This is a genomic window from Microbacterium sp. NPDC090225 (assembly GCF_044772365.1).
In the GTDB taxonomy this organism is placed as follows: Bacteria; Actinomycetota; Actinomycetes; order Actinomycetales; family Microbacteriaceae; genus Microbacterium.
In genome coordinates, this window is record NZ_JBIVYS010000002.1 from 311,947 (window position 1) to 330,807 (window position 18,861).

At 69.6% G+C, this 18,861-nt stretch carries 18 protein-coding genes and 1 tRNA gene; 10 read left to right on the forward strand and 9 right to left on the reverse strand.

Annotated elements, in window-relative coordinates; genetic code table 11:
* The first annotated feature begins 38 nt into the window (after window positions 1-38).
* From galU to ACIQTT_RS15465, 4 genes are all read left to right on the forward strand, one after another.
* Window positions 39-926 carry a UTP--glucose-1-phosphate uridylyltransferase GalU gene (gene galU / locus ACIQTT_RS15450; RefSeq protein ID WP_402792000.1) on the forward strand — a complete coding sequence of 296 codons (888 nt, stop codon included), beginning with the start codon at window positions 39-41 and terminating at the stop codon, window positions 924-926.
* Between the two features lie 44 nt (window positions 927-970).
* Complete coding sequence (locus ACIQTT_RS15455) at window positions 971-1,582, forward strand: GNAT family N-acetyltransferase (protein WP_247625270.1); 612 nt, start codon at window positions 971-973, stop codon at window positions 1,580-1,582.
* A gap of 86 nt (window positions 1,583-1,668) precedes the next feature.
* Entirely contained in the window at window positions 1,669-2,544 is an 876-nt protein-coding gene (locus tag ACIQTT_RS15460; RefSeq protein ID WP_402792003.1) for a hypothetical protein, read from the forward strand.
* Between the two features lie 50 nt (window positions 2,545-2,594).
* A tRNA-Ala gene (locus ACIQTT_RS15465) sits at window positions 2,595-2,670 on the forward strand.
* 42 nt (window positions 2,671-2,712) lie between these two features.
* On the opposite strand, the gene ACIQTT_RS15470 is transcribed toward ACIQTT_RS15465, so the two are convergent.
* A complete protein-coding gene (locus tag ACIQTT_RS15470) occupies window positions 2,713-3,627 on the reverse strand; it encodes an arginase family protein (RefSeq protein WP_402792006.1) in 915 nt (304 codons plus the stop codon).
* A 1-nt stretch (window position 3,628) separates the two neighbouring features.
* Window positions 3,629-4,906: a DUF445 domain-containing protein gene (locus ACIQTT_RS15475; RefSeq protein ID WP_402792009.1), complete on the reverse strand. Its 1,278-nt coding sequence runs from the start codon at window positions 4,904-4,906 to the stop codon at window positions 3,629-3,631.
* Between the two features lie 51 nt (window positions 4,907-4,957).
* On the opposite strand from ACIQTT_RS15475, the gene ACIQTT_RS15480 reads away from it, so the two are divergent.
* Window positions 4,958-5,230: a metal-sensitive transcriptional regulator gene (locus ACIQTT_RS15480; protein ID WP_247624953.1), complete on the forward strand. Its 273-nt coding sequence runs from the start codon at window positions 4,958-4,960 to the stop codon at window positions 5,228-5,230.
* A 13-nt stretch (window positions 5,231-5,243) separates the two neighbouring features.
* On the opposite strand, the gene ACIQTT_RS15485 is transcribed toward ACIQTT_RS15480, so the two are convergent.
* Complete coding sequence (locus ACIQTT_RS15485) at window positions 5,244-6,791, reverse strand: amino acid permease (protein ID WP_402792013.1); 1,548 nt, start codon at window positions 6,789-6,791, stop codon at window positions 5,244-5,246.
* Between the two features lie 156 nt (window positions 6,792-6,947).
* Between ACIQTT_RS15485 and ACIQTT_RS15490 the strand changes: the two genes are divergently transcribed.
* From ACIQTT_RS15490 to ACIQTT_RS15510, 5 genes are read left to right on the forward strand one after another with little or no spacing between them, the layout of a single operon-like run.
* A complete protein-coding gene (locus ACIQTT_RS15490; RefSeq protein WP_402792016.1) occupies window positions 6,948-8,303 on the forward strand; it encodes a glutamine synthetase family protein in 1,356 nt (451 codons plus the stop codon).
* Window positions 8,284-9,036: a gamma-glutamyl-gamma-aminobutyrate hydrolase family protein gene (locus ACIQTT_RS15495; RefSeq protein ID WP_402792019.1), complete on the forward strand. Its 753-nt coding sequence runs from the start codon at window positions 8,284-8,286 to the stop codon at window positions 9,034-9,036. Before ACIQTT_RS15490 ends, ACIQTT_RS15495 begins: the two co-directional genes overlap by 20 nt.
* Window positions 9,033-10,388, forward strand: a complete 1,356-nt coding sequence (locus tag ACIQTT_RS15500; RefSeq protein WP_402792022.1) for an aldehyde dehydrogenase family protein — start codon at window positions 9,033-9,035, stop codon at window positions 10,386-10,388. The genes ACIQTT_RS15495 and ACIQTT_RS15500 overlap by 4 nt, the downstream gene beginning before the upstream one ends.
* Before the next feature lie 44 nt (window positions 10,389-10,432).
* Window positions 10,433-11,212, forward strand: a complete 780-nt coding sequence (locus tag ACIQTT_RS15505; protein ID WP_402792025.1) for a 3-oxoacyl-ACP reductase — start codon at window positions 10,433-10,435, stop codon at window positions 11,210-11,212.
* Between the two features lie 34 nt (window positions 11,213-11,246).
* Window positions 11,247-11,975 (forward strand): FadR/GntR family transcriptional regulator, encoded by a 729-nt coding sequence (locus ACIQTT_RS15510; protein ID WP_402792028.1) that lies wholly within the window; start codon window positions 11,247-11,249, stop codon window positions 11,973-11,975.
* Window positions 11,976-12,029: 54 nt separating this feature from the next.
* Here ACIQTT_RS15510 and ACIQTT_RS15515 read toward each other — a convergent pair whose 3' ends face one another.
* The 6 genes from ACIQTT_RS15515 to ACIQTT_RS15540 form a co-directional block, all read right to left on the reverse strand.
* On the reverse strand, window positions 12,030-13,418 hold the full coding sequence (locus ACIQTT_RS15515; protein ID WP_402792031.1) for an aspartate aminotransferase family protein: 1,389 nt from the start codon (window positions 13,416-13,418) through the stop codon (window positions 12,030-12,032).
* Between the two features lie 16 nt (window positions 13,419-13,434).
* A complete protein-coding gene (locus ACIQTT_RS15520) occupies window positions 13,435-14,919 on the reverse strand; it encodes a CoA-acylating methylmalonate-semialdehyde dehydrogenase (RefSeq protein ID WP_402792033.1) in 1,485 nt (494 codons plus the stop codon).
* Between the two features lie 41 nt (window positions 14,920-14,960).
* Window positions 14,961-16,355, reverse strand: coding sequence for an aspartate aminotransferase family protein (locus ACIQTT_RS15525; protein WP_402792035.1), 1,395 nt, complete (start codon window positions 16,353-16,355; stop codon window positions 14,961-14,963).
* Window positions 16,352-16,819 carry an Lrp/AsnC family transcriptional regulator gene (locus ACIQTT_RS15530; protein WP_247624943.1) on the reverse strand — a complete coding sequence of 156 codons (468 nt, stop codon included), beginning with the start codon at window positions 16,817-16,819 and terminating at the stop codon, window positions 16,352-16,354. The genes ACIQTT_RS15525 and ACIQTT_RS15530 overlap by 4 nt, the downstream gene beginning before the upstream one ends.
* Window positions 16,820-16,903: 84 nt before the next feature.
* Window positions 16,904-18,064 carry an acyl-CoA dehydrogenase family protein gene (locus ACIQTT_RS15535; RefSeq protein WP_402792039.1) on the reverse strand — a complete coding sequence of 387 codons (1,161 nt, stop codon included), beginning with the start codon at window positions 18,062-18,064 and terminating at the stop codon, window positions 16,904-16,906.
* A complete protein-coding gene (locus tag ACIQTT_RS15540) occupies window positions 18,061-18,819 on the reverse strand; it encodes an alpha/beta fold hydrolase (protein WP_402792042.1) in 759 nt (252 codons plus the stop codon). Before ACIQTT_RS15540 ends, ACIQTT_RS15535 begins: the two co-directional genes overlap by 4 nt.
* Between the last annotated feature and the right edge of the window lie 42 nt (window positions 18,820-18,861).

Genomic DNA, 18,861 nt, shown 5'->3' on the forward strand with positions numbered 1-18,861 from the left:
CTCAGAGTCTACGCGGCGCCCACCGGTAGGCTGTCGGGATGGGTACACAGAAGTTCAAGGCGGTCATTCCTGCGGCAGGCCTGGGGACGCGCTTCCTGCCGGCGACGAAGGCCATGCCGAAGGAGATGCTCCCGGTCGTCGACAAGCCGGCCATCCAGTACGTGGTCGAAGAGGCGGCGGATGCCGGGATCGACGACATCCTCGTCATCATCGGGCGCAACAAGAACGCGATCTCCAACCACTTCGACTCGGTGCCCGAGCTCGAGGTCAAGCTCATGGAGAAGGGCGACCACGGCCGCCTGGAGCGCGTCGTGCGATCGAGCGACCTCGCCGACATCCACTTCGTGCGCCAGGGCGAGCCGAAGGGCCTGGGCCACGCCGTGCTGCGCGCCCGCACCCACGTCGGTGACAGCTCCTTCGCTGTGCTGCTCGGTGACGACCTCATCGACGAGCGCGACCCGCTCCTGACCGAGATGCTGGCCGAGCACGAGCGCTCCGGCGCCGCGGTCATCGCCCTCATGGAGGTCGACCCCGCGAGCATCCACCTCTACGGCACCGCCGCGATCGAGGAGATCGAGGGGTCCGACGCCGTGCGCGTCACGGGTCTCGTCGAGAAGCCCGCCCGTGAGGACGCCCCCTCGAACTTCGCGGTGATCGGGCGCTACGTGCTGCCCGCCTCGATCTTCGACATCCTCGAGCGCACCGAGCCAGGCAAGGGCGGGGAGATCCAGCTGACCGACGCGCTGCAGGAGATGGCGGCGGATGCCGACGGCCCCGGTGTGGTCGGCGTGGTCTTCCGCGGTCGTCGGTACGACACGGGTGACCGCGTCGAATACATCAAGGCGATCGTGCAGTTGGCTTCCGACCGCGACGACCTCGGCCCCGAGCTGCGTCCCTGGCTGAAGGAATTCGCCGAGCGCCTCTAGGCCACGGGCGGGTCGGGCGCGAGATGATGGATCTCATGGCGGGCATGCGACACGGATCGATCGAGCTGCGCCTCGTGCGCACGAAGGATGCCCGCGTGCTCCAGCAGGAGCTGCTCGCGAATCGGTCCTGGTTGCAGCCGTGGGAGGCCACCGTGCCCTACGGCTCGGTGTCGTTCGACATGCGCCTGAGCATCCGTCGTCTGCTCCAGCAGTATCGCGACGGCGCCGGATACCCGTTCGTCATGGAATACGACGGCGAGGTCGCCGGTCAGCTGAACGTGTGGGGGGTTTCGCGCGGATCGCTCTGCTCGGCGACGATCGGGTACTGGGTCAGCGAGAAGTTCGCGGGCAAGGGCATCACGCCCACCGCGGTCGCGCTCGCGACGGATGCGTGCTTCGTCGAGTACGGCCTGCACCGTATGGAGATCTGCATCCGCCCCGAGAACGCGGCGAGCCTGCGGGTGGTGCAGAAGCTCGGTTTCCGTTACGAGGGGCTGCGCCGTCGGTACATCCATATCGACGGCGATTGGCGCGACCACTACGCGTTCGCGCTGACGAAGGAGGACGTGCCGCAGGGGGTGCTGGCGCGCTGGTTGAGCGGTCAAGTTCCCCCGGATGCCGCAACGATCCCTCCCTCAGACCGCCTCTCGGTCTGACGACACGCCGACTCCGGCGATATCTCTGGTCGCGACACGCGCCCGGCTCTCGGCCCGGGCACGGTTGTTCCCTTACCGTTATCGATATGGACGGGCCGGTGCTGAGCGGGGGAGTGATCGTGCTCGTCGCCGTGCTCCTGTGGATGCTCTATCTGCTGCCCTCGTGGCGTGGCCGTTTCCAGTACAACGCCGCCGAGCGCAACGCCGTACGCCTGAACCAGGCCCTGCGGATCCTCGCCGAGACGAGCGAGACCCCCGAAGAGGTGCGCGTCGAGCTGAGCGCTCGCACCGCGCTGGCGCAGCAGAAGCTCGCCAAGCGCGTGCAGTCCGAGCGCGAGTCCGCAGAGCTCGAATCGCTGCGTGCCGAACTCGCGGCGACGCGGGCCGATCCGGTGATCCGTCAGGCGCGTGCGCGCCGTCGGGTGCGGATGCTGTCGACCGTCGCCGCGCTCGTCGGGGTGGTGCTCGCGGGACTCGGCGTGTGGCAACTGCTCGCGACCGGAGTGTCGACCCTGCTGTGGGTCGGCGGATCTCTGGCCCTGCTCGGCGCGATCGCGCTGCAGCGGATGGCCGCCGTCGCTGGTCGAGTCGCCCGTGCGAGTCATGTGGTCGCCGAGGCGCCGCGAGAGCGCGTCGCGCCCGAGATCCACGACCAGGGTCGTGCGACGTGGACCCCGCGTCCCCTGCCCGAGCCGCTCGTCGCGGTCGCCGGATCGCGGGCGCAGACCGCCCGCGCCGAGATCGACGCGCAGGAGCAGCTCCGCAAGGCCGCACGGCTTGCGGAACTCCGCGCCCGCGCCGAGCAGATCGCCGCCGAGCAGGCCCCGGCGCCCGTCCGGATTCCCGCCCCGCGTCCGGCTCCCGCGGCCGAGGCCTCGCCCTACGCGAAGATGGGCTTCGTCGACGACGCCGAGATCGAAGCGCACGTGCGGGACATGCTGGCCCGTCGCGCGGCCGGGTGATCGCGACGTCCGAGGTGGGGTCGGCGTCGTGATAATGTTGATCTCCGTAAGGGCCTATGGCGCAGTTGGTAGCGCGCCTCGTTCGCATCGAGGAGGTCAGGGGTTCGAATCCCCTTAGGTCCACCACGACAGAAAGCCCCGGGTTCTCCCGGGGCTTTCTGCTTCTCCTCAGCGCGCGGCGAGGCCGGCGAGCAGCTCCAGCACGCACAGCGCGGCGAGGCGCACGGTGCGGGCGTCGTCGGCATCCGCGGTGGCATCGACCTCGGCGAGGTCGGCGCTGACGACGCGAGGGTCGGCGGCGACGGCGCGAGTGAGGGCACGCAGCTCCCACGCCTGCAGGCCTCCGGGCACGCTCGCGGGGCAGCCGGGGGCGACCGACCGATCGCAGACGTCGACGTCGATATCGAGGTGGACGCGGGCATCCGCTCCGGCACCGGCGATCTCGAGGGCCTCGGTCACGACGTCGTCGATACCGCGGCGGCGCACCTCGTCGAGCGTGATCACCCGGATGCCCCAGTCCGCTGCCCGGCGGGCATAGGCGACCGAGTTCGCGAAGTCTGCGATGCCGATCTGCACGATGCGCGTCGGGTCGATGCGCGCGGTGTCGAGCGTCGAGAGCACGGGGACGTCTTCGACGAGTCGGCGCACGGGGGTGCCGTTCGAGACGCCGTCGCGCAGGTCGAAGTGCGCGTCGAAGGTGATCAGCCCCGTCGCCCGGGCGCCCAGCGCCACGGGGTAGGTGAGGGAGTTGTCGCCGCCGAGCGCGATGACGAACGACTCCGAGAGCTCCCGCACCCGCGCGATGACGGATGACTCGCCCTCGTCGCCGTCCGGCTCGTGCACGTCGTCGGCGTCCGCGATGCGCAGCACCTCGTTCAGGTCGATCGCCGGCGGGCCCATCAGCGCCGTGCCGTAGCGGGGGAGCGCGTCGCGGATGGCGGCCGGAGTCGCCCCGGCACCCGTGGGCGAGAGCGACGTGCGCCAGACCGGAACGCCCAGCAGCACGGCATCCGCGTCGTGAACGTCTTCGGGGGAGGGCCAGGATCCGGCGCGCGGCCAGAGGGGATCGTGCGAGAGGGCCATGTCAGACTCCGGGGATCAGGGCGTGGGCGATCGAGAAGATGGCGAGGCCGGCGAGAGCACCGACGAACGTGCCGTTCAGGCGGATGTACTGCAGGTCGCGGCCGACCATGAGTTCGATCTTCTCGGTCGTCTCGGCCGGGTCCCAGCGTTCGACGGTGTCGGTGATGATCGAGGCGATGTCGTGGCGGTAGCGGTCGACGAGGAAGACCGCGGCATCCGACACCCAGGTGTCGACGCGACGCTGGAGCGCGGCATCCGTCGTCAGGCGCTTGCCCACCTCCTGCAGAGCCTGCACGGCCCGGCGGCGCAGCCCGCTCTCGGGGTCGGCGAGGGCCGTGAGCAGACCGTTCTTCGCGGTGTTCCACGCCTCGGCGGCCAGCGCGCCGACGCGGGGGCTGTCGAACAGCGACGCCTTCGCGTTCTCGAGCTTCGCGCGGGTGGTCGGGTCGTTCTGCAGACTGTCGGCGAGGCGTCCGAGGTAACCGTCGATCGCCAGACGGGCCGGATGCCGGGGGTCGGCCTGCACGGCCTGCACGAACTTCACGGCCTCGTTGTAGACGGTGTCGTCGACGAAGCGGTGTGCGAGGCGCGGCACCCACGAGGGCAGGCGACGGGAGACGAGTCCCGAGAACGACTCGGCGTTCGCCTCGAGCCAGCGCCCGATGCTGTCGGCGGCGAGGTCGACCGCACCATGGTGGGCGTCGGCCTCGACGATCTTCTCGAGCCAGGCGCCTGCGGGCGGACCCCACTCGGGGGAGACGAGATGCTCGCGCGCGAGGTCGGAGATGAGGTCGCGCACGTCGTCGTCGCTGAGGCCGTTGAGGATCGCGGTGGCGATCGTGGCGCCCTCGGCGCCGACCCGCTCGGCGTGCGGCGTCTCTCGCAGCCACTCGCCCGCACGCTGCGCGATCGCGGTCGACGACAGCTTCGTGCGCACCACGCTCGCCTCGAGGAAGTTCGTCTCGACGAACTCACCCAGGCTGCGGCCGATCTCGTCCTTGCGGCTCGGGATGATCGCGGTGTGCGGGATGGGAAGGCCCAGCGGGCGGCGGAAGAGCGCGGTCACCGCGAACCAGTCGGCGAGGGCACCCACCATTCCGCCCTCGGCCGCGGCGCGCACGTACCCGAGCCAGCTCATCCGCTCCTGGAACGCGAAGGCGAACACGAACACGACGGCCATGAAGATCAGTGCCCCCAGGGCGACCGCCTTCATACGGCGCAGCGCGCGGAGACGGACCTGATCGGCGGGCGAGAGCATCGCCATCGGTGTGCGCGGCATGAAGGCATCCTTTCACGGACCCGACGCCGTGACCCGGGGTAACCTCGATGCGTGATCGAAGACATCAAGAAGCGCGCCCTGCACCGCACCGCCATCCTCGAGGGGCAGCTCCGCGGGGTCGCCCGGATGATCGAGAGCGAGGACTACTGCATGGACATCATCACGCAGTCCCGCGCGATCCAGAAGTCGCTCGAGTCCCTCAACCGGTTGCTGCTCGAGAATCACCTGCGCACCCATGTGACGCACATGTTCGAGGCGGGCGGGGAGGAGCGCGACCAGGCCGTCGCCGAGCTGCTCAAGGCGTTCGACTTCGATTCGAAGTAGCGCTCCCCACCGCTCACGGCTTGCCGTCGAAGACCTCGCCCTCCATCGCGTCGTAGCCCTCGGCCTGCGGGTCTCCGTGCGAGCCGCCCGAGAGCGCGTACTCCTCTTCGGGGGAGAGCACGAGGCGGTGCCGGAAGAACAGCCCGAATCCGAGCAGGATGACCGCGTACACGATCGCGATCGCGATGATCGCCGGGCCGAAGGTCGGGTTGAGCAGGAAGCCGACGAAGATGAGCGCCGCGATGACGAGCGCGATGACGGCGCCGGGGATTCCCCAGGGGCTGACGTACGGGCGATCGACGTTCGGGAACTTCTTGCGCAGGATGATGAACGACACGAGCTGCAGCCCGTAGGCGACGACGGCGCCCCAGACCGCGATGTTCAGCACGATCGCCCCGGCCACGGTGCCCGCGCCCTCGGAGTCGACCGCGGTGAGCACGTCGAGCACGATCAGGGCGACGAAGCCGATCGCGGCGCCGACCGTGAGGGCTACCCACGGCGTCTGGCGCTTGCCCGTCAGCGAGAGGAAGCGCGGGTAGTACCCGGCGCGCGACAGCGAGTACATGTTGCGGCCGTAGGCGAACATGATGCCCTGCAGGGAGGCGAGCAGACCGATCAGCGCGAACAGCGCGAGCACGGCGGCGAGCTGGTCGCCCACGATCGCGCGGAAGCCGTCGAGCAGGGGCTCTCCTGCGGTGCCGGTCGCCTCGGCGCCGATGACGCCGGTGTTGAGGAACAGCACCAGGAGGCCGGTGACGATGAGCGTGCCGCGAGCCCAGAACCCGGCCTTCGGGATGTCACGGGTGGGGTTGTGCGACTCCTCGGCCGCGAGCGGCAGCTCTTCGATGCCGAGGAAGAACCACATCGCGAACGGGAGCGCGAACAGGATCGGCAGGACGCCGTGGGGGAGGAAGGCCGACTGGCCCTCATCGGGGACGATGTCCCACAGGGCATCCCACGAGAACGCACCGGAGAACAGCGCCATGAGGGAGAAGACGAGGATGATGCCGATCGAGATCACCGACACGACGATCGCGAAGCGGAACGAGATCGCCGCTCCCGCGGAGTTCAACGCGATGAAGACGACGTACAGGATGAGGTACCAGACCCATCCGGGGAGCTCGAGACCGAGCAGTTCGCTCGTGATCCCATTGGCATACGATGCCGAGAAGTAGACGATCACCGCCGTGGTCGCGACGTACTCGATCGTCTCGGCGGCTCCGGTGACGAGACCGCCCCACGGGCCCATGGCCGAGCGGGCGAAGGAATAGGCGCCGCCGGTGTGCGGCATCGCGGCCGCCATCTCGCCGATCGCGAAGATCATGCCGTAGTACATCGCCACGAGAATGACGAACGCGATGAGCATCCCACCGAAGCCCGCGAAGTCGATACCGAAGTTCCAGCCCGAGAAGTCGCCCGAGATGACGGCGGCGACCGCGAGGCCCCAGAGGCCCCAGACGCCGGCCGATCTCTTCAGCGTGCGCTTCTCGAAATACTCACTCCCGGCACGTGTATAGGTCGCTCCGGCGACCTTGCGGGATTCATTGCTCTGCCCAGACATACGTTCTCCGCTCACTCGCATGCAGGCGCCGGGTGCACCTTGCGGACGATTGTGACAGTCAATGGTGGTTTCGTCTACCTTTAAACGTCGAGGTGATCTACTCTGAGGGCGAAGCCGGTCGGCCGATCGCTTCACCGCAGGAGAACGGAGCGTCAGATGTCGGGAAACCTGAGCATCGAACAGCTGGACGCCGGCATCGCCGCCGGCGAGATCGACACCGTGATCGTGGCCTTCGCCGATGCGCAGGGGCGCCTGGTCGGCAAGCGCGTCTCGGCCCGCCTGTTCCAGGAGGACATCCTGTCGCACGGCGCCGAAGCCTGCGACTACCTGCTGTCGGTCGATGTCGACATGAACACCGTCGACGGCTACGCGATGTCGGGATGGGATCGCGGCTATGGAGACATGGTGCTGCGACCCGACGCCGAGACGCTCCGCAAAATCCCCTGGCTCGAGGGGACGGCGCTCGTGATGGCCGACCTCGTCTGGCAGAACGGCGAGCCCGTCGGCCCCTCGCCCCGGGCCATCCTCGACCGTCAGCGCGACCGCCTCGCCGAACGCGGCTGGACCGCGTACTCGGGCACGGAACTCGAATTCATCGTGTTCGAGGACACCTACCGCGAAGCGTGGGCACGCAAGTACGAGGGGCTCACCCCCGCGACCGACTACAACGTCGACTACAACCTGCTCGCGTCGACCCGCATGGAACCGCTTCTGCGCGACATCCGCAACGGCATGGACGGTGCAGGCCTGTACTGCGAGGGCGTCAAGGGCGAGTGCAACCTCGGCCAGCAGGAGATCGCGTTCCGCTACGCCGAGGTGCGCGAGACCGCCGATCAGCACGCCATCTACAAGAACGGCGCGAAGGAGATCGCCCAGCAGCACGGCCAGTCGCTCACCTTCATGGCGAAGTTCAACGAGCGCGAGGGCAACAGCTGTCACATCCATCTGTCCCTGCGAGATCACTCGGGCGCTCCGGTGATGGCCGGTGACGGCGAGCACGGATTCAGCCCCGTGATGGAGCACTGGATCGCCGGCATCCTGGCGACGCTGCGCGAGTTCACCCTGCTGTTCGCCCCGAACATCAATTCCTACAAGCGCTTCGCGAAGGGCAGCTTCGCCCCGACGGGGGTCGCGTGGGGCATCGACAACCGCACCTGCGCCCTGCGCGTCGTCGGATCCGGCTCGGGTCTGCGCGTCGAGAACCGGGTACCGGGCGGAGACGTGAACCCCTACCTCGGCATCGCGGCGATCATCGCCGGCGGGCTGTACGGCATCGAGAACGAGCTGCCGCTGCCGGAACGCTTCACCGGCAACGCCTACGAGGCGGGCGTCGACCACCTGCCCACGACGCTGCGCGAAGCCGCACAGCTCTTCCGCGAATCGACGATCGCGCGGGCGGCGTTCGGCGACGACGTGGTCGAGCACTATCTGAACCAGGCGCGCATCGAGGTCGAGGCCTACGACGCGGCCGTCACCGACTGGGAGCGCATCCGTGGCTTCGAGCGCCTCTGACCCCGCGCCGCTGATCGGCATCACGACCTACCTGGAGCGCGCGCAGCAGGGGGTGTGGGACGTGCGAGCGGCGTTCCTGCCCGAGCAGTACCTCACGAGCGTGACGTCGTCCGGCGGCATCGCTCTGCTGCTACCGCCGCAGGATCCGGATGCCGCGGATGCGGCCATCGCGGGAATGGACGGTCTCGTGCTCTCGGGCGGCGCGGACGTCGCCCCCGAACTCTACGGTGAGCAACGGCATCCGCTGACCGATCCCGCCCGGGTCGATCGCGACGCGTGGGAACTCGCGCTGTTCCGCGCGGCCGAGCGCCGCGGCATCCCGGTGCTCGCGATCTGCCGGGGTCTGCAGCTCGTGAACGTCGCGCGTGGAGGCACGCTGCAGCAGCACCTGCCAGAATCGCTCGGCACCGAGAGGTACCGGATCGGCGGCGGCGTGTTCGCCGAGAACGCCGTCGAGGTCGAGGTCGATACGGCGCTCGCCGGGATCCTCGGCGAGACCGACATGCGCGTGCACAGCTACCACCACCAGGGGGTCGCCCGGTTGGGCGACGGGCTCGTCGCCGCCGCGCACTCCGACGACGGTCTCGTGCAGGCCTTCGTCGATATGGCAGGCGCCCACGTCGTCGGCGTGCAATGGCACCCCGAGGAGAACGCCGAGGACCGGCGTCTCTTCGCCGATCTCGTCACACAGGCCCGCGCGTTCGCCGCGCGGCGGAAGGAGGACGCACGATGAGCGCGTTCACGGTCATCAACCCGTCGACGGGCGCGGCGATCCGCGAGATCGCCCGCGCCGATGTCGGAGAGACGGATGCCGCGATCGCGCGCGCCGTGTCCGCGCAGCGCCGGTGGGCGGCGCTCGCCCCCGTCGCCCGCGCCGATGCGCTGCGGGCGTTCGCGCGCGCCGTCGAGGGGGCCGCCGAGGAGCTGGCGCAGCTGGAGGTGCTCAACTCCGGGCATCCGATCGGCTCCGCCCGTTGGGAGGCGGGTCATGTCGCCCAGGTGCTCAACTACTACTCCGCCGACCCCGAGCGACTCTCCGGTCGCCAGATCCCGGTGGCGGGCGGGCTCGATGTCACCTTCCACGATCCGTACGGCGTGGTCGGGGTGATCGTCCCGTGGAACTTCCCGATGACGATCGCCGCGTGGGCCTTCGCGCCGGCGCTCGCCGCGGGTAACGCCGTGGTGCTGAAGCCCGCCGAGCTGACGCCGCTCACGGCGATCCGCCTGGGCGAGCTCGCTCGCGAAGCGGGCCTTCCCGAGGGGCTCTTCGAGGTCGTGACCGGGTCGGGTTCCGTGGTGGGGCAGCGTCTCGTCGAGCATCCGGACGTCCGCAAGGTGGTCTTCACCGGGTCGACCGAGGTCGGCATCGAGGTCGCGGCCGGCTGCGCGCGGGCGCTCAAGCCGGTCACGCTCGAACTCGGCGGCAAGAGCGCCAACATCGTCTTCGCCGACGCCGATCTCGAGAAGGCCGCCGCGGCCGTCCCGGGATCGGTGTTCGACAATGCGGGGCAGGACTGCTGCGCGCGCAGCAGGCTCCTCGTGCAGCGTTCGGTGTACGACCGATTCCTCGAGCTGTTGGAGCCGGCGGTCGCGGCCTGGCGGGTCGGTGACCCGTCGAGCGCAGACACCGACATGGGACCGCTCATCTCGGCCGGTCACCGCGACACGGTCGCGGGCTTCCTCGACGGCACGGACATCGCGTTCCGGGGGAGTGCGCCGGAGGGGGATGGATTCTGGTTCGCACCCGCCGTGGTGCTGGCCGACCCCGCCGATCGCATCGCGCAGCAGGAGGTGTTCGGTCCGGTCGTCGCGGTCATGCCCTTCGACGACGAGGCCGACGCGATCCGTCTCGCGAACGACACCGCCTACGGACTCGCCGGTTCCCTCTGGACCGAGAACCTCGGCCGCGCCGTCCGCGTCTCGCGCGGCGTGCAGAGCGGCGTGCTGTCGGTGAACTCGCACTCCTCGGTGCGCTACGCGACGCCCTTCGGCGGCATGAAGGCCTCCGGACTCGGACGCGAGCTGGGGCCGGACGCCGCGGAACACTTCACCGAGACCAAGAACGTCTTCTTCGCGACCGACTGAGCGCGACCCAGACCCCATCGATCACCTGCAACGGAGAAACACACATGAGCATCGATCTGACACAGCGTCTGAAGGACCGCGTCGCCATCATCACCGGTGGAGCGAGCGGCATCGGCTTCGCCACCGCCCAGCGCTTCGCCGCCGAGGGGGCGTTCGTCGTCATCGCCGACGTCGATCCCGCCTCGGGCGAGAAGGCGGCCGCCGAGGTCAATGGGGCCTTCCGTCCGGTCGACGTCGCCGACCAGACCAAGGTCGACGCGCTGTTCGACGGCGTCGCTGCGGAGTTCGGGCGCATCGACATCGCCTTCAACAACGCCGGCATCTCGCCCGCCGACGACGATTCGATCGAGACGACCGAGCTGCCCGCCTGGGACCGCGTGCAGGACGTGAACCTCAAGAGCGTGTACCTGTGCAGCCGCGCCGCCCTGCGACACATGGTGCCCGCGGGCCGCGGGTCGATCATCAACACCGCCTCGTTCGTCGCGCTGCTGGGCTCGGCGACCTCGCAGATCAGCTACACCGCGTCGAAGGGCGGCGTGCTCGCGATGTCGCGTGAACTCGGCGTGCAGTTCGCGCGACAGGGCGTGCGGGTCAACGCGCTCTGCCCCGGTCCGGTGAACACCCCGCTGCTGCAGGAGCTGTTCGCGAAGGACCCCGAGCGCGCGCAGCGGCGCCTCGTGCACGTGCCGATGGGGCGCTTCGCGGAGCCGTCCGAGCTCGCGGCCGCCGTCGCCTTCCTCGCCTCCGACGACTCGTCGTTCATCACCGCCAGCGCCTTCGTCGTCGACGGCGGCATCACCAACGCCTACGTCACTCCGCTGTGAAGCGGGATCATGTCGCTGTGACAGGCTGAGAATCATGAGCGTTCCCCCTTCCGACGGCGATCTCGTCGAGGTGCGCCGGGCGGTGTACCGCCCGCTGCGCCGCGGGAACGCCCTCGAGGACGCGGTCGCTCGTCTCGTGCAGACCATCCGCCTCGGCGTCGTCGCTCCGGGGGAGTCGTTGCCTCCGGAGCGTGAGCTCGCGGCATCCTTCGGGGTGAGCCGCGACACGGTGCGCGAGGCCATCCGCGAGCTCGCCGACACCGGCTATCTGGTGCCGAAGCGTGGGAGGTACGGCGGCACCTTCGTCGCGGATCCGCTGCCCGAGCCCTCGGATGCCGGCGCCGTGACCGCCGCCGAGATCGACGACGTCCTGGGACTCCGGCGCGTGCTCGAGACCGGTGCCGTGCGGGCGGCCGCGAGCCGGACGCTGGATGCCGCGACGCGGGCGGATCTGTGGGCGCGACACGAGTCGGCCGTGCCCGCCGGTCCCGAGGAGTACCGCCGACTCGACACGCTGCTGCACCTGGCGATCGCCGAGGCCGCGGGCATCCCGTCGCTCGTGGCGCTCGTCGCCGAGAACCGGGCCGACGTCAACGCCTGGCTCGACACCTTCCCCCTCCTGCCGCGCAACATCCAGCACTCCGGAGAGCAGCACGAGCGCATCGTCACGGCGATCCTCGCCGGGCGGCCCGACGTCGCCGAGGCCGCGATGCGCGACCATCTCGCGGGTTCCGAGGCGTTGCTGCGCGGCTTCCTGATCTGAGGCCCGTGGCTGATCTGAGGCCCGGGCCGATCGGCGACCCGCGCAGCAGCCGACTCAGCGCGCCGCAGCCGCGTCGGCGACGTGCAGCGCTTCGTCGATCACGGCGAGGCCGCGCACCAGGTCGTCCTCCGAGATGATCAGCGGCGGCGCGACGTGCACACGGTTGAAGTGCACGAACGGCCAGACGCCGCCCTTCTTGGCAGCGGCGGCGAAGGCACCCATCGGTGCGGCATCCGCTCCCGAGGCGTTGAACGGCACGAGCGGTTCGCGGGTCTCGCGGTCGCGCACCAGCTCGATCGCCCAGAAGAGTCCGCGCCCGCGCACCTCGCCGACGCTCGGGTGGGATTCGGTCCAGCGGTGCAGGGTCGGTTCGACGATGCGCTCGCCCAGATCGCGCACGCGTTCGAGGATGCCGTCGCGACGGAACACCTCGAACGTCGCGACACCGGCCGCGCACGCGAGCGGATGCCCGGAGTAGGTGAGTCCGCCCGCGAACGGCATCTCGTCGAACGCCGCGGAGATGCGATCGGAGATCACCACGCCACCCAGCGGCACGTAGCCGGAGTTGACGCCCTTCGCGAAGCTGATCAGGTCGGGCGTCGCGTCGAACGCATCGATGCCGAACCACTCGCCGAGGCGGCCGAACCCGACCATCACCTCATCCGCGATGTAGACGATGCCGTAGCGATCGCACAGCTCGCGCACGCCGGGAAGGTACCCGGGCGGGGGCACGAGCACGCCGTTGGTGCCCACGACCGTCTCGATGATGACCGCCGCGATCGTGGCCGGGCCCTCGAGCTGGATCGTCTGCTCGAGGTGCGCGAGCGCGCGCTCGGCCTCCTGCTCGGGCGTCTCGGAGTGGAAGGGCGACCGGTACAGGTACGGGCCGAAGAAACGCACCGTGCCGTTGTCGACGCCGTCGTTCGCCCAGCGCCGCGGGTCGCCGGTGAGAGAGATCGCGGTGGAGGTCGACCCGTGGTAGCTGCGGTACATCGAGAGCACCTTGCGGCGGCCGGTGAACTGGCGTGCCATGCGCACGGCGTACTCGTTGGCCTCGGCGCCGCCGTTGGTGAAGAACACCTTCTGCATGCCCGCGGGTGCGACCTCGGAGATCAGGCGGGCGAGCTCGCCGCGCACATCGTTCGCCATCGACGGCTGGATGGTCGCGAGGCGGCCCGCCTGCTGCTGGATCGCCGCGACCAGATCCGGATGCTGGTGGCCGAGGTTGAGGTTCACCAGCTGGCTCGAGAAGTCGAGGTAGGCGTTGCCCGCGTAGTCCCAGAACGTCGCCCCCTCGCCCGCGGCGACGGGCAGAGGATCGATCAGGGCCTGTGCGCTCCACGAATGGAAGACGTGCCCGCGATCGTCGGCGCGCACCTGCGCCTCGGCATCCGGCGCGGGCAGGACGTGGCTCGCGCCGTGGCGTTCGGTGAAGTTCGTCATCGGTCGTGCTCCTCGATCAGTGGTTGCTCGGGAAGCCGAGATCGATCTGCGACGGCGTGTGGTCGGGCCAGCGCGTCGTGACGACCTTCGACCGGGTGTAGAAGTGCACCGACTCGGGGCCGTAGATGTGCGAGTCGCCGAACAGCGAGTCCTTCCAGCCGCCGAACGAGTACGCACCGATCGGCACGGGGATCGGCACGTTGACCCCGACCATCCCGACCTCGATGTCGAACTCGTACTGACGCGCCGTGCCGCCGTCCCGCGTGAAGATCGCGGTGCCGTTGCCATAGGCGTTGGCGTTCACCAGCGCCACGGCATCCGCGTAGGTGTCGACGCGCACGACCGACAGCACCGGGCCGAAGATCTCGTCGTCGTACACCTTCGTGCCGGGGGTGACGTGGTCGATCAGGCTGACGCCCAGGAAGAAGCCGTTCGAATCGAACTCGTGCGCGGTGCCGTCGACGACGACCGTCGCGCCCTCGGCCGCCGCTCCCGTGACGTACGAGGCGACCTTGTCGCGGTGCTCGCGCGTGATGAGCGGTCCCATCTCGCTGGCGGGATCAGTTCCGTCGCCGATCGTGAGTCCGTCGATGCGGGAGGCGATCGCCGAGACCAGGTCGTCGGCGACGTCGCCGACGGCGACGAGCACCGACACGGCCATGCAGCGCTCGCCGGCCGAGCCGTAGGCGGCGGAGACCGCGGCATCGGCCGCCGCGTCGATGTCGGCATCCGGCATCACGACCATGTGGTTCTTCGCGCCGCCGAGGGCCTGCACGCGCTTGCCCGCGGCCGAGGCGCGCTGGTAGATCGAGCGCGCGATCGGGGTGGAGCCCACGAAGCTGACGGCCGACACGGTGGGCGACTCGAGCAGAGCATCGACGGCTTCCTTGTCGCCGTGCACGACGTTGAGCACGCCGTCGGGGAGGCCCGCCTCCTGGAAGAGCTTCGCCAGCCACACGGCGGCCGACGGGTCCTTCTCACTCGGCTTGAGCACGACCGTGTTGCCGCAGGCGATCGCCGAGGCGACCATCCACAGCGGCACCATCACGGGGAAGTTGAACGGCGTGATCGCGGCGACCACTCCCACCGGCTGCTTGACCGAGTGCACGTCGACGCCGCGTGAGACCTGCTCGCTGCGCTCGCCCTTGAGCAGGTGCACGAGACCGGCGGCGAATTCGACGTTCTCGATGCCGCGCGACACCTCGCCCGCGGCATCCGAGAGCACCTTGCCGTGCTCGGCGGTGACGATCGCCGCGAGCTCGGGCGTGCGCTCCTTGAGCAGCTGGCGCAGCCGGAAGAACACGTCGGCGCGCTTGATCAGGCTCGTCTCGCGCCACGCGGGTGCGGCGGCCGCAGCGGCGGCGATCGCGCCGTCGACCTCGGCGGTCGACGCGAACGCGACCTCGCGGGCCACCTCGCCGGTCGCGGGGTTGAAGATCTGGCCGGTGCGGACCGCCTCGGCGGTCTCCGAACCGTTGATGACATGACGGACGACGTCCACAGTGCTCCTGAGGGGTGTGAAGGGAAGGGGAGAGGGGTTGCTCAGAGAACGGTCTGCGCGCGGGTCAGCACGTCGCGCAGGATCTGCTCGATCTCGCGGAACTCGGCCGGGCCCACGGTCAGCGGCGGCGCGAGCTGGATCACGGGATCGCCGCGGTCGTCGGCGCGGCAGTAGAGACCGGCCTCGAACAGTGCGGGGGAGAGGAAGCCGCGCAGGAGGCGCTCGGACTCGGCGTCGTCGAAGGTCTCGCGCGTCGCCTTGTCCTTCACCAGCTCGATGCCGAAGAAGTAGCCGTCGCCGCGCACATCGCCCACGATCGGCAGATCGCTCAGCTTCTCGAGCTCAGCGCGGAAGAGCGGCGAGTTCTCGCGGACGCGGGCGTTGAGACCCTCCTCGTCGAAGATCGCGAGGTTCTCGAGCGCCACCGCCGCCGAGACCGGGTGACCGCCGAACGTGTAGCCGTGCGGGAACGACAGGTCGCCCTTCGAGAAGGGCTCGTAGATGCGGTCGCTGACGATCGTCGCGCCGATCGGCGAGTACCCGCTCGTCATGCCCTTGGCGCAGGTGATCATGTCGGGCACGTAGCCGAGTCCGGTACAGGCGAAGGTGTGACCGAGGCGCCCGAACGCGCAGATGACCTCGTCCGAGACGAGCAGCACGTCGTGCCGGTCGCAGATCTCGCGCACCCGCTGGAAGTAACCGGGAGGGGGCGGGAAGCAGCCGCCGGAGTTCTGCACCGGCTCGAGGAACACCGCGGCCACGGTGTCGGCGCCCTCGAAGAGGATCATCTCCTCGATGCGGTCGGCGGCCCAGCGGCCGAAGGCCTCGAGGTCGTCGGCGGGCGCGCCCATCTCGGCCGCCCGGTAGAAGTTGGTGTTCGGCACCCGGAATCCGCCGGGGGCGACCGGCTCGAACATCGCCTTCATCGCCGGGATGCCGGTGATCGCCAGGGCGCCGTGCGGGGTGCCGTGATAGGCGACGGAGCGCGAGATCACCTTGTGCTTGGTGGGCTTGCCCTGCAGCTTCCAGTAGTGCTTCGCGAGCTTGAGCGCGGTCTCGACGGCCTCACCGCCGCCGGTCGAGAAGAAGACGCGGTTGAGGTCGCCGGGTGCCTCGTCGGCGAGGCGGTCGGCGAGTTCGATCGCCGCCGGATGCGCGTACGACCACAGCGGGAAGAACGCGAGTTCGGATGCCTGCTTCGCCGCGGCTTCGGCGAGACGCTGCCGCCCGTGACCGGCGTTGACGACGAAGAGGCCGGCGAGCCCGTCGAAGTACTCCTTGCCCTTCGCGTCCCAGATGCGGTGGCCCTCGCCCTTGACGATGATCGGCACGCCGGAGGTGGCCATGGTCGACTGGCGCGTGAAGTGCATCCAGAGGTGGTCCCGGGCCTTCGCCTGGAGTGCGGCCTCGGCCTCGGGTGAGAATGCGGTGCTCATCTGGTCCCCCAGTTGTAGAGCTGCTTCTGCAGCTTGGCGTAGATGAAGGTCTCGGTCGACAGCACGCCGTCGATCGGTCGGATGACGTCGTTGATCAGGGAAAGCAGGTCCTCGTCGTCCTCGCAGACGACCTCGGCGAGCACGTCGAAGGCACCGACGGTGATGACGACGTAGTCGATCGCCTCGATCTCGGCGACGGCCTCGGCGACGCGGCGCGCATCGCCGGAGACGCGGATGCCGATCATCGCCTGGCGGTGGAATCCGAGCTGCATGGGGTCGGTGACCGCGACGATCTGCATGACCCCGGATTCGGTCAGTCGCTGGACGCGTTGGCGCACGGCCGCTTCGCTCAGGCCGACGACGCGGCCGATGTCGGAGTACGAGCGACGCCCGTCGTCCTGGAGCAGCTCGATGATCGTCTTGGAGACGGCATCGAGGGGGGACTGCTTCTTCGAGGAGACCATGGTGCGATCCTCGCACCCGAGATCGGTCATTTCAACCGATTTCGCAGGATCCATTCATTCAATCTGCGAATTCGGCAGGAAGTGTCAGGTTTCGCGGGGGCCGAGCCAGGCGCTCGCCGCCGTCGCGTGGGCGGATTCGGGGTCGGAGGGGTGGAAGGCCCCGGCGAGGACGTCGCGGTAGAGGCGCGAGAGTTCGTTGCTCGAGAAATACGAGCCTCCTCCGGCCACGAGCATCGCCTCGTCGACGACCTGCTTCGCGGTCGTGATCGCGCGATGCTTGAGCCCCGACAGGAGTGTGAACCAGCGGGCGCCGTGATCGAAGCGCTCGTCGACGTCGCGGGCGAGGGCGTGGATCTGCGGCGGGAGCGCGTCGTAGGCGAGACCCATGTCGGCGATCCGCCAGCGGATGTCGGGGTCCTGGCTGTACACGGCGCCGGTGCTCTTCGAGCGGCGCCGATGGGCCGTCTCGACCGCGAGATCGAGTGCGCGGCGGGCGAGGCCGGTGTAGACCGAGGCCAGCAGCACCTCGAAGACGCTGAAGATGCCGAACACGATCGGATCGGGGTTCGGTCCCGGATCGATGCGCCGCACGACGTGCTCGGCCGAGGCCACTGCCCCCGTCAGGCGAGTGGTGCGACTCTGGGTGGCGCGCATGCCGAGGGTGTCCCAGTCGTCGCCGGTGACGACGGCATCCGTGCGCTCCACGAACGCGAAGACGAGCTTCGGGGCGTCGGCGCTGGTCGTGTCGAGGCCGTGCAGCCCGAGCTTCGTCCACACCGGTGCGAGCGAGGTGAAGATCTTCGTGCCGGTGAACGTGTAGCCGCCGTCGGCGGTGGGCACGGCATCCGTGTCGCTGCCGAAGAGCACGAGGTCGTTGCCTCCCTCGCTGATGCCGAAGGCGAAGACCTCGCCCGCCACGGCGCCGTCCTGCACGAACTCGAGCCCGGGGACGCCGCGGTCCGAGAACACCTTCGCGACACCCGTCCAGACGAGGTGCATGTTGATCGCCAGCGCGGTCGCCGGTGCGGCCGTGGCGAGGCGCTGCTGCAGGATCGCCGCCTCGGCGAGCCCGAGTCCCGCACCTCCGCGGTCGGCCGGGACGAGAATGGCGAGGTACCCGGCGGCACGGAGCTCATCGAGATCCTGCTGGGGGAACGTGTTCTCGCGATCGTGGATCGGTGCGCGCTCGCGGATCCGCTCGAGCAGATCGTCGGGCAGGAAGGCAGCCGGGTCGAAGGCGCTCATGCCAGAGCCTCCCGGAGCTGTCGGATCGATTCCTCCGGCTTGTCGCGGTGCAACGAGTGCCCGGCCCCGTCGACGATCGACATCGTCACGAGCGGGTTCCCGCTCAGCACCTCGGTCGCGATCTCCCCGGTGAAGAGGCTGTATACCTCGGGATCCGAGGCGATGACGTGCGTGGGAACGGTGAGGCGCGCGGCATCCGCTCGCACGTCCCAGGGCGTGTTCTGCACGCTGGTCTGCTCGACCGCCCACGCGCTCGCCCGACGCACCGCATCGACCTTCAGCTCCCAATCCTGCGGATGCCAGTGCGGATGCTCCTGCTGCACGACCTCGATCCGCTGATCCGCGAAGGCGCGCTCCTGGCTCTTGCGCACGATCTTCGCGTCGCGGCCCTCGACGAAGATCGCGGGATCGAGCAGGATCAGTCGGCGGGTCCAGTCCGGGTCGGATGCCGTGGCCACCGTGCTGGAGGCGCCGCCGAGCGAGTGGCCGATGACGGCATCCCACGGGCCATCGCCCGGAGGCCGCACGATCCCGAGGTCCGCGGCGTAGGCGGTCACGGAGTAGTCGAGCGCTCGCGGTGCATCGCCGTGGCCGCGCAGGTCGACGGCGGTCGCGTGCCACCCGGACTCGGCGAGGGCTTCGCCGAGGCGCCACATCAGGGCGCCGGACGACCCCAGCCCGTGCACGAGGAGCGCGTGGCGGTCGGCGGTCGGATCGCCCCAGGAGAGGCGGGGGAGCGTGAGCGGTGCGGCCATGCCCTCAGCCTAGAACCGCGGCGGGAGAGAGTCTCCGTCGGG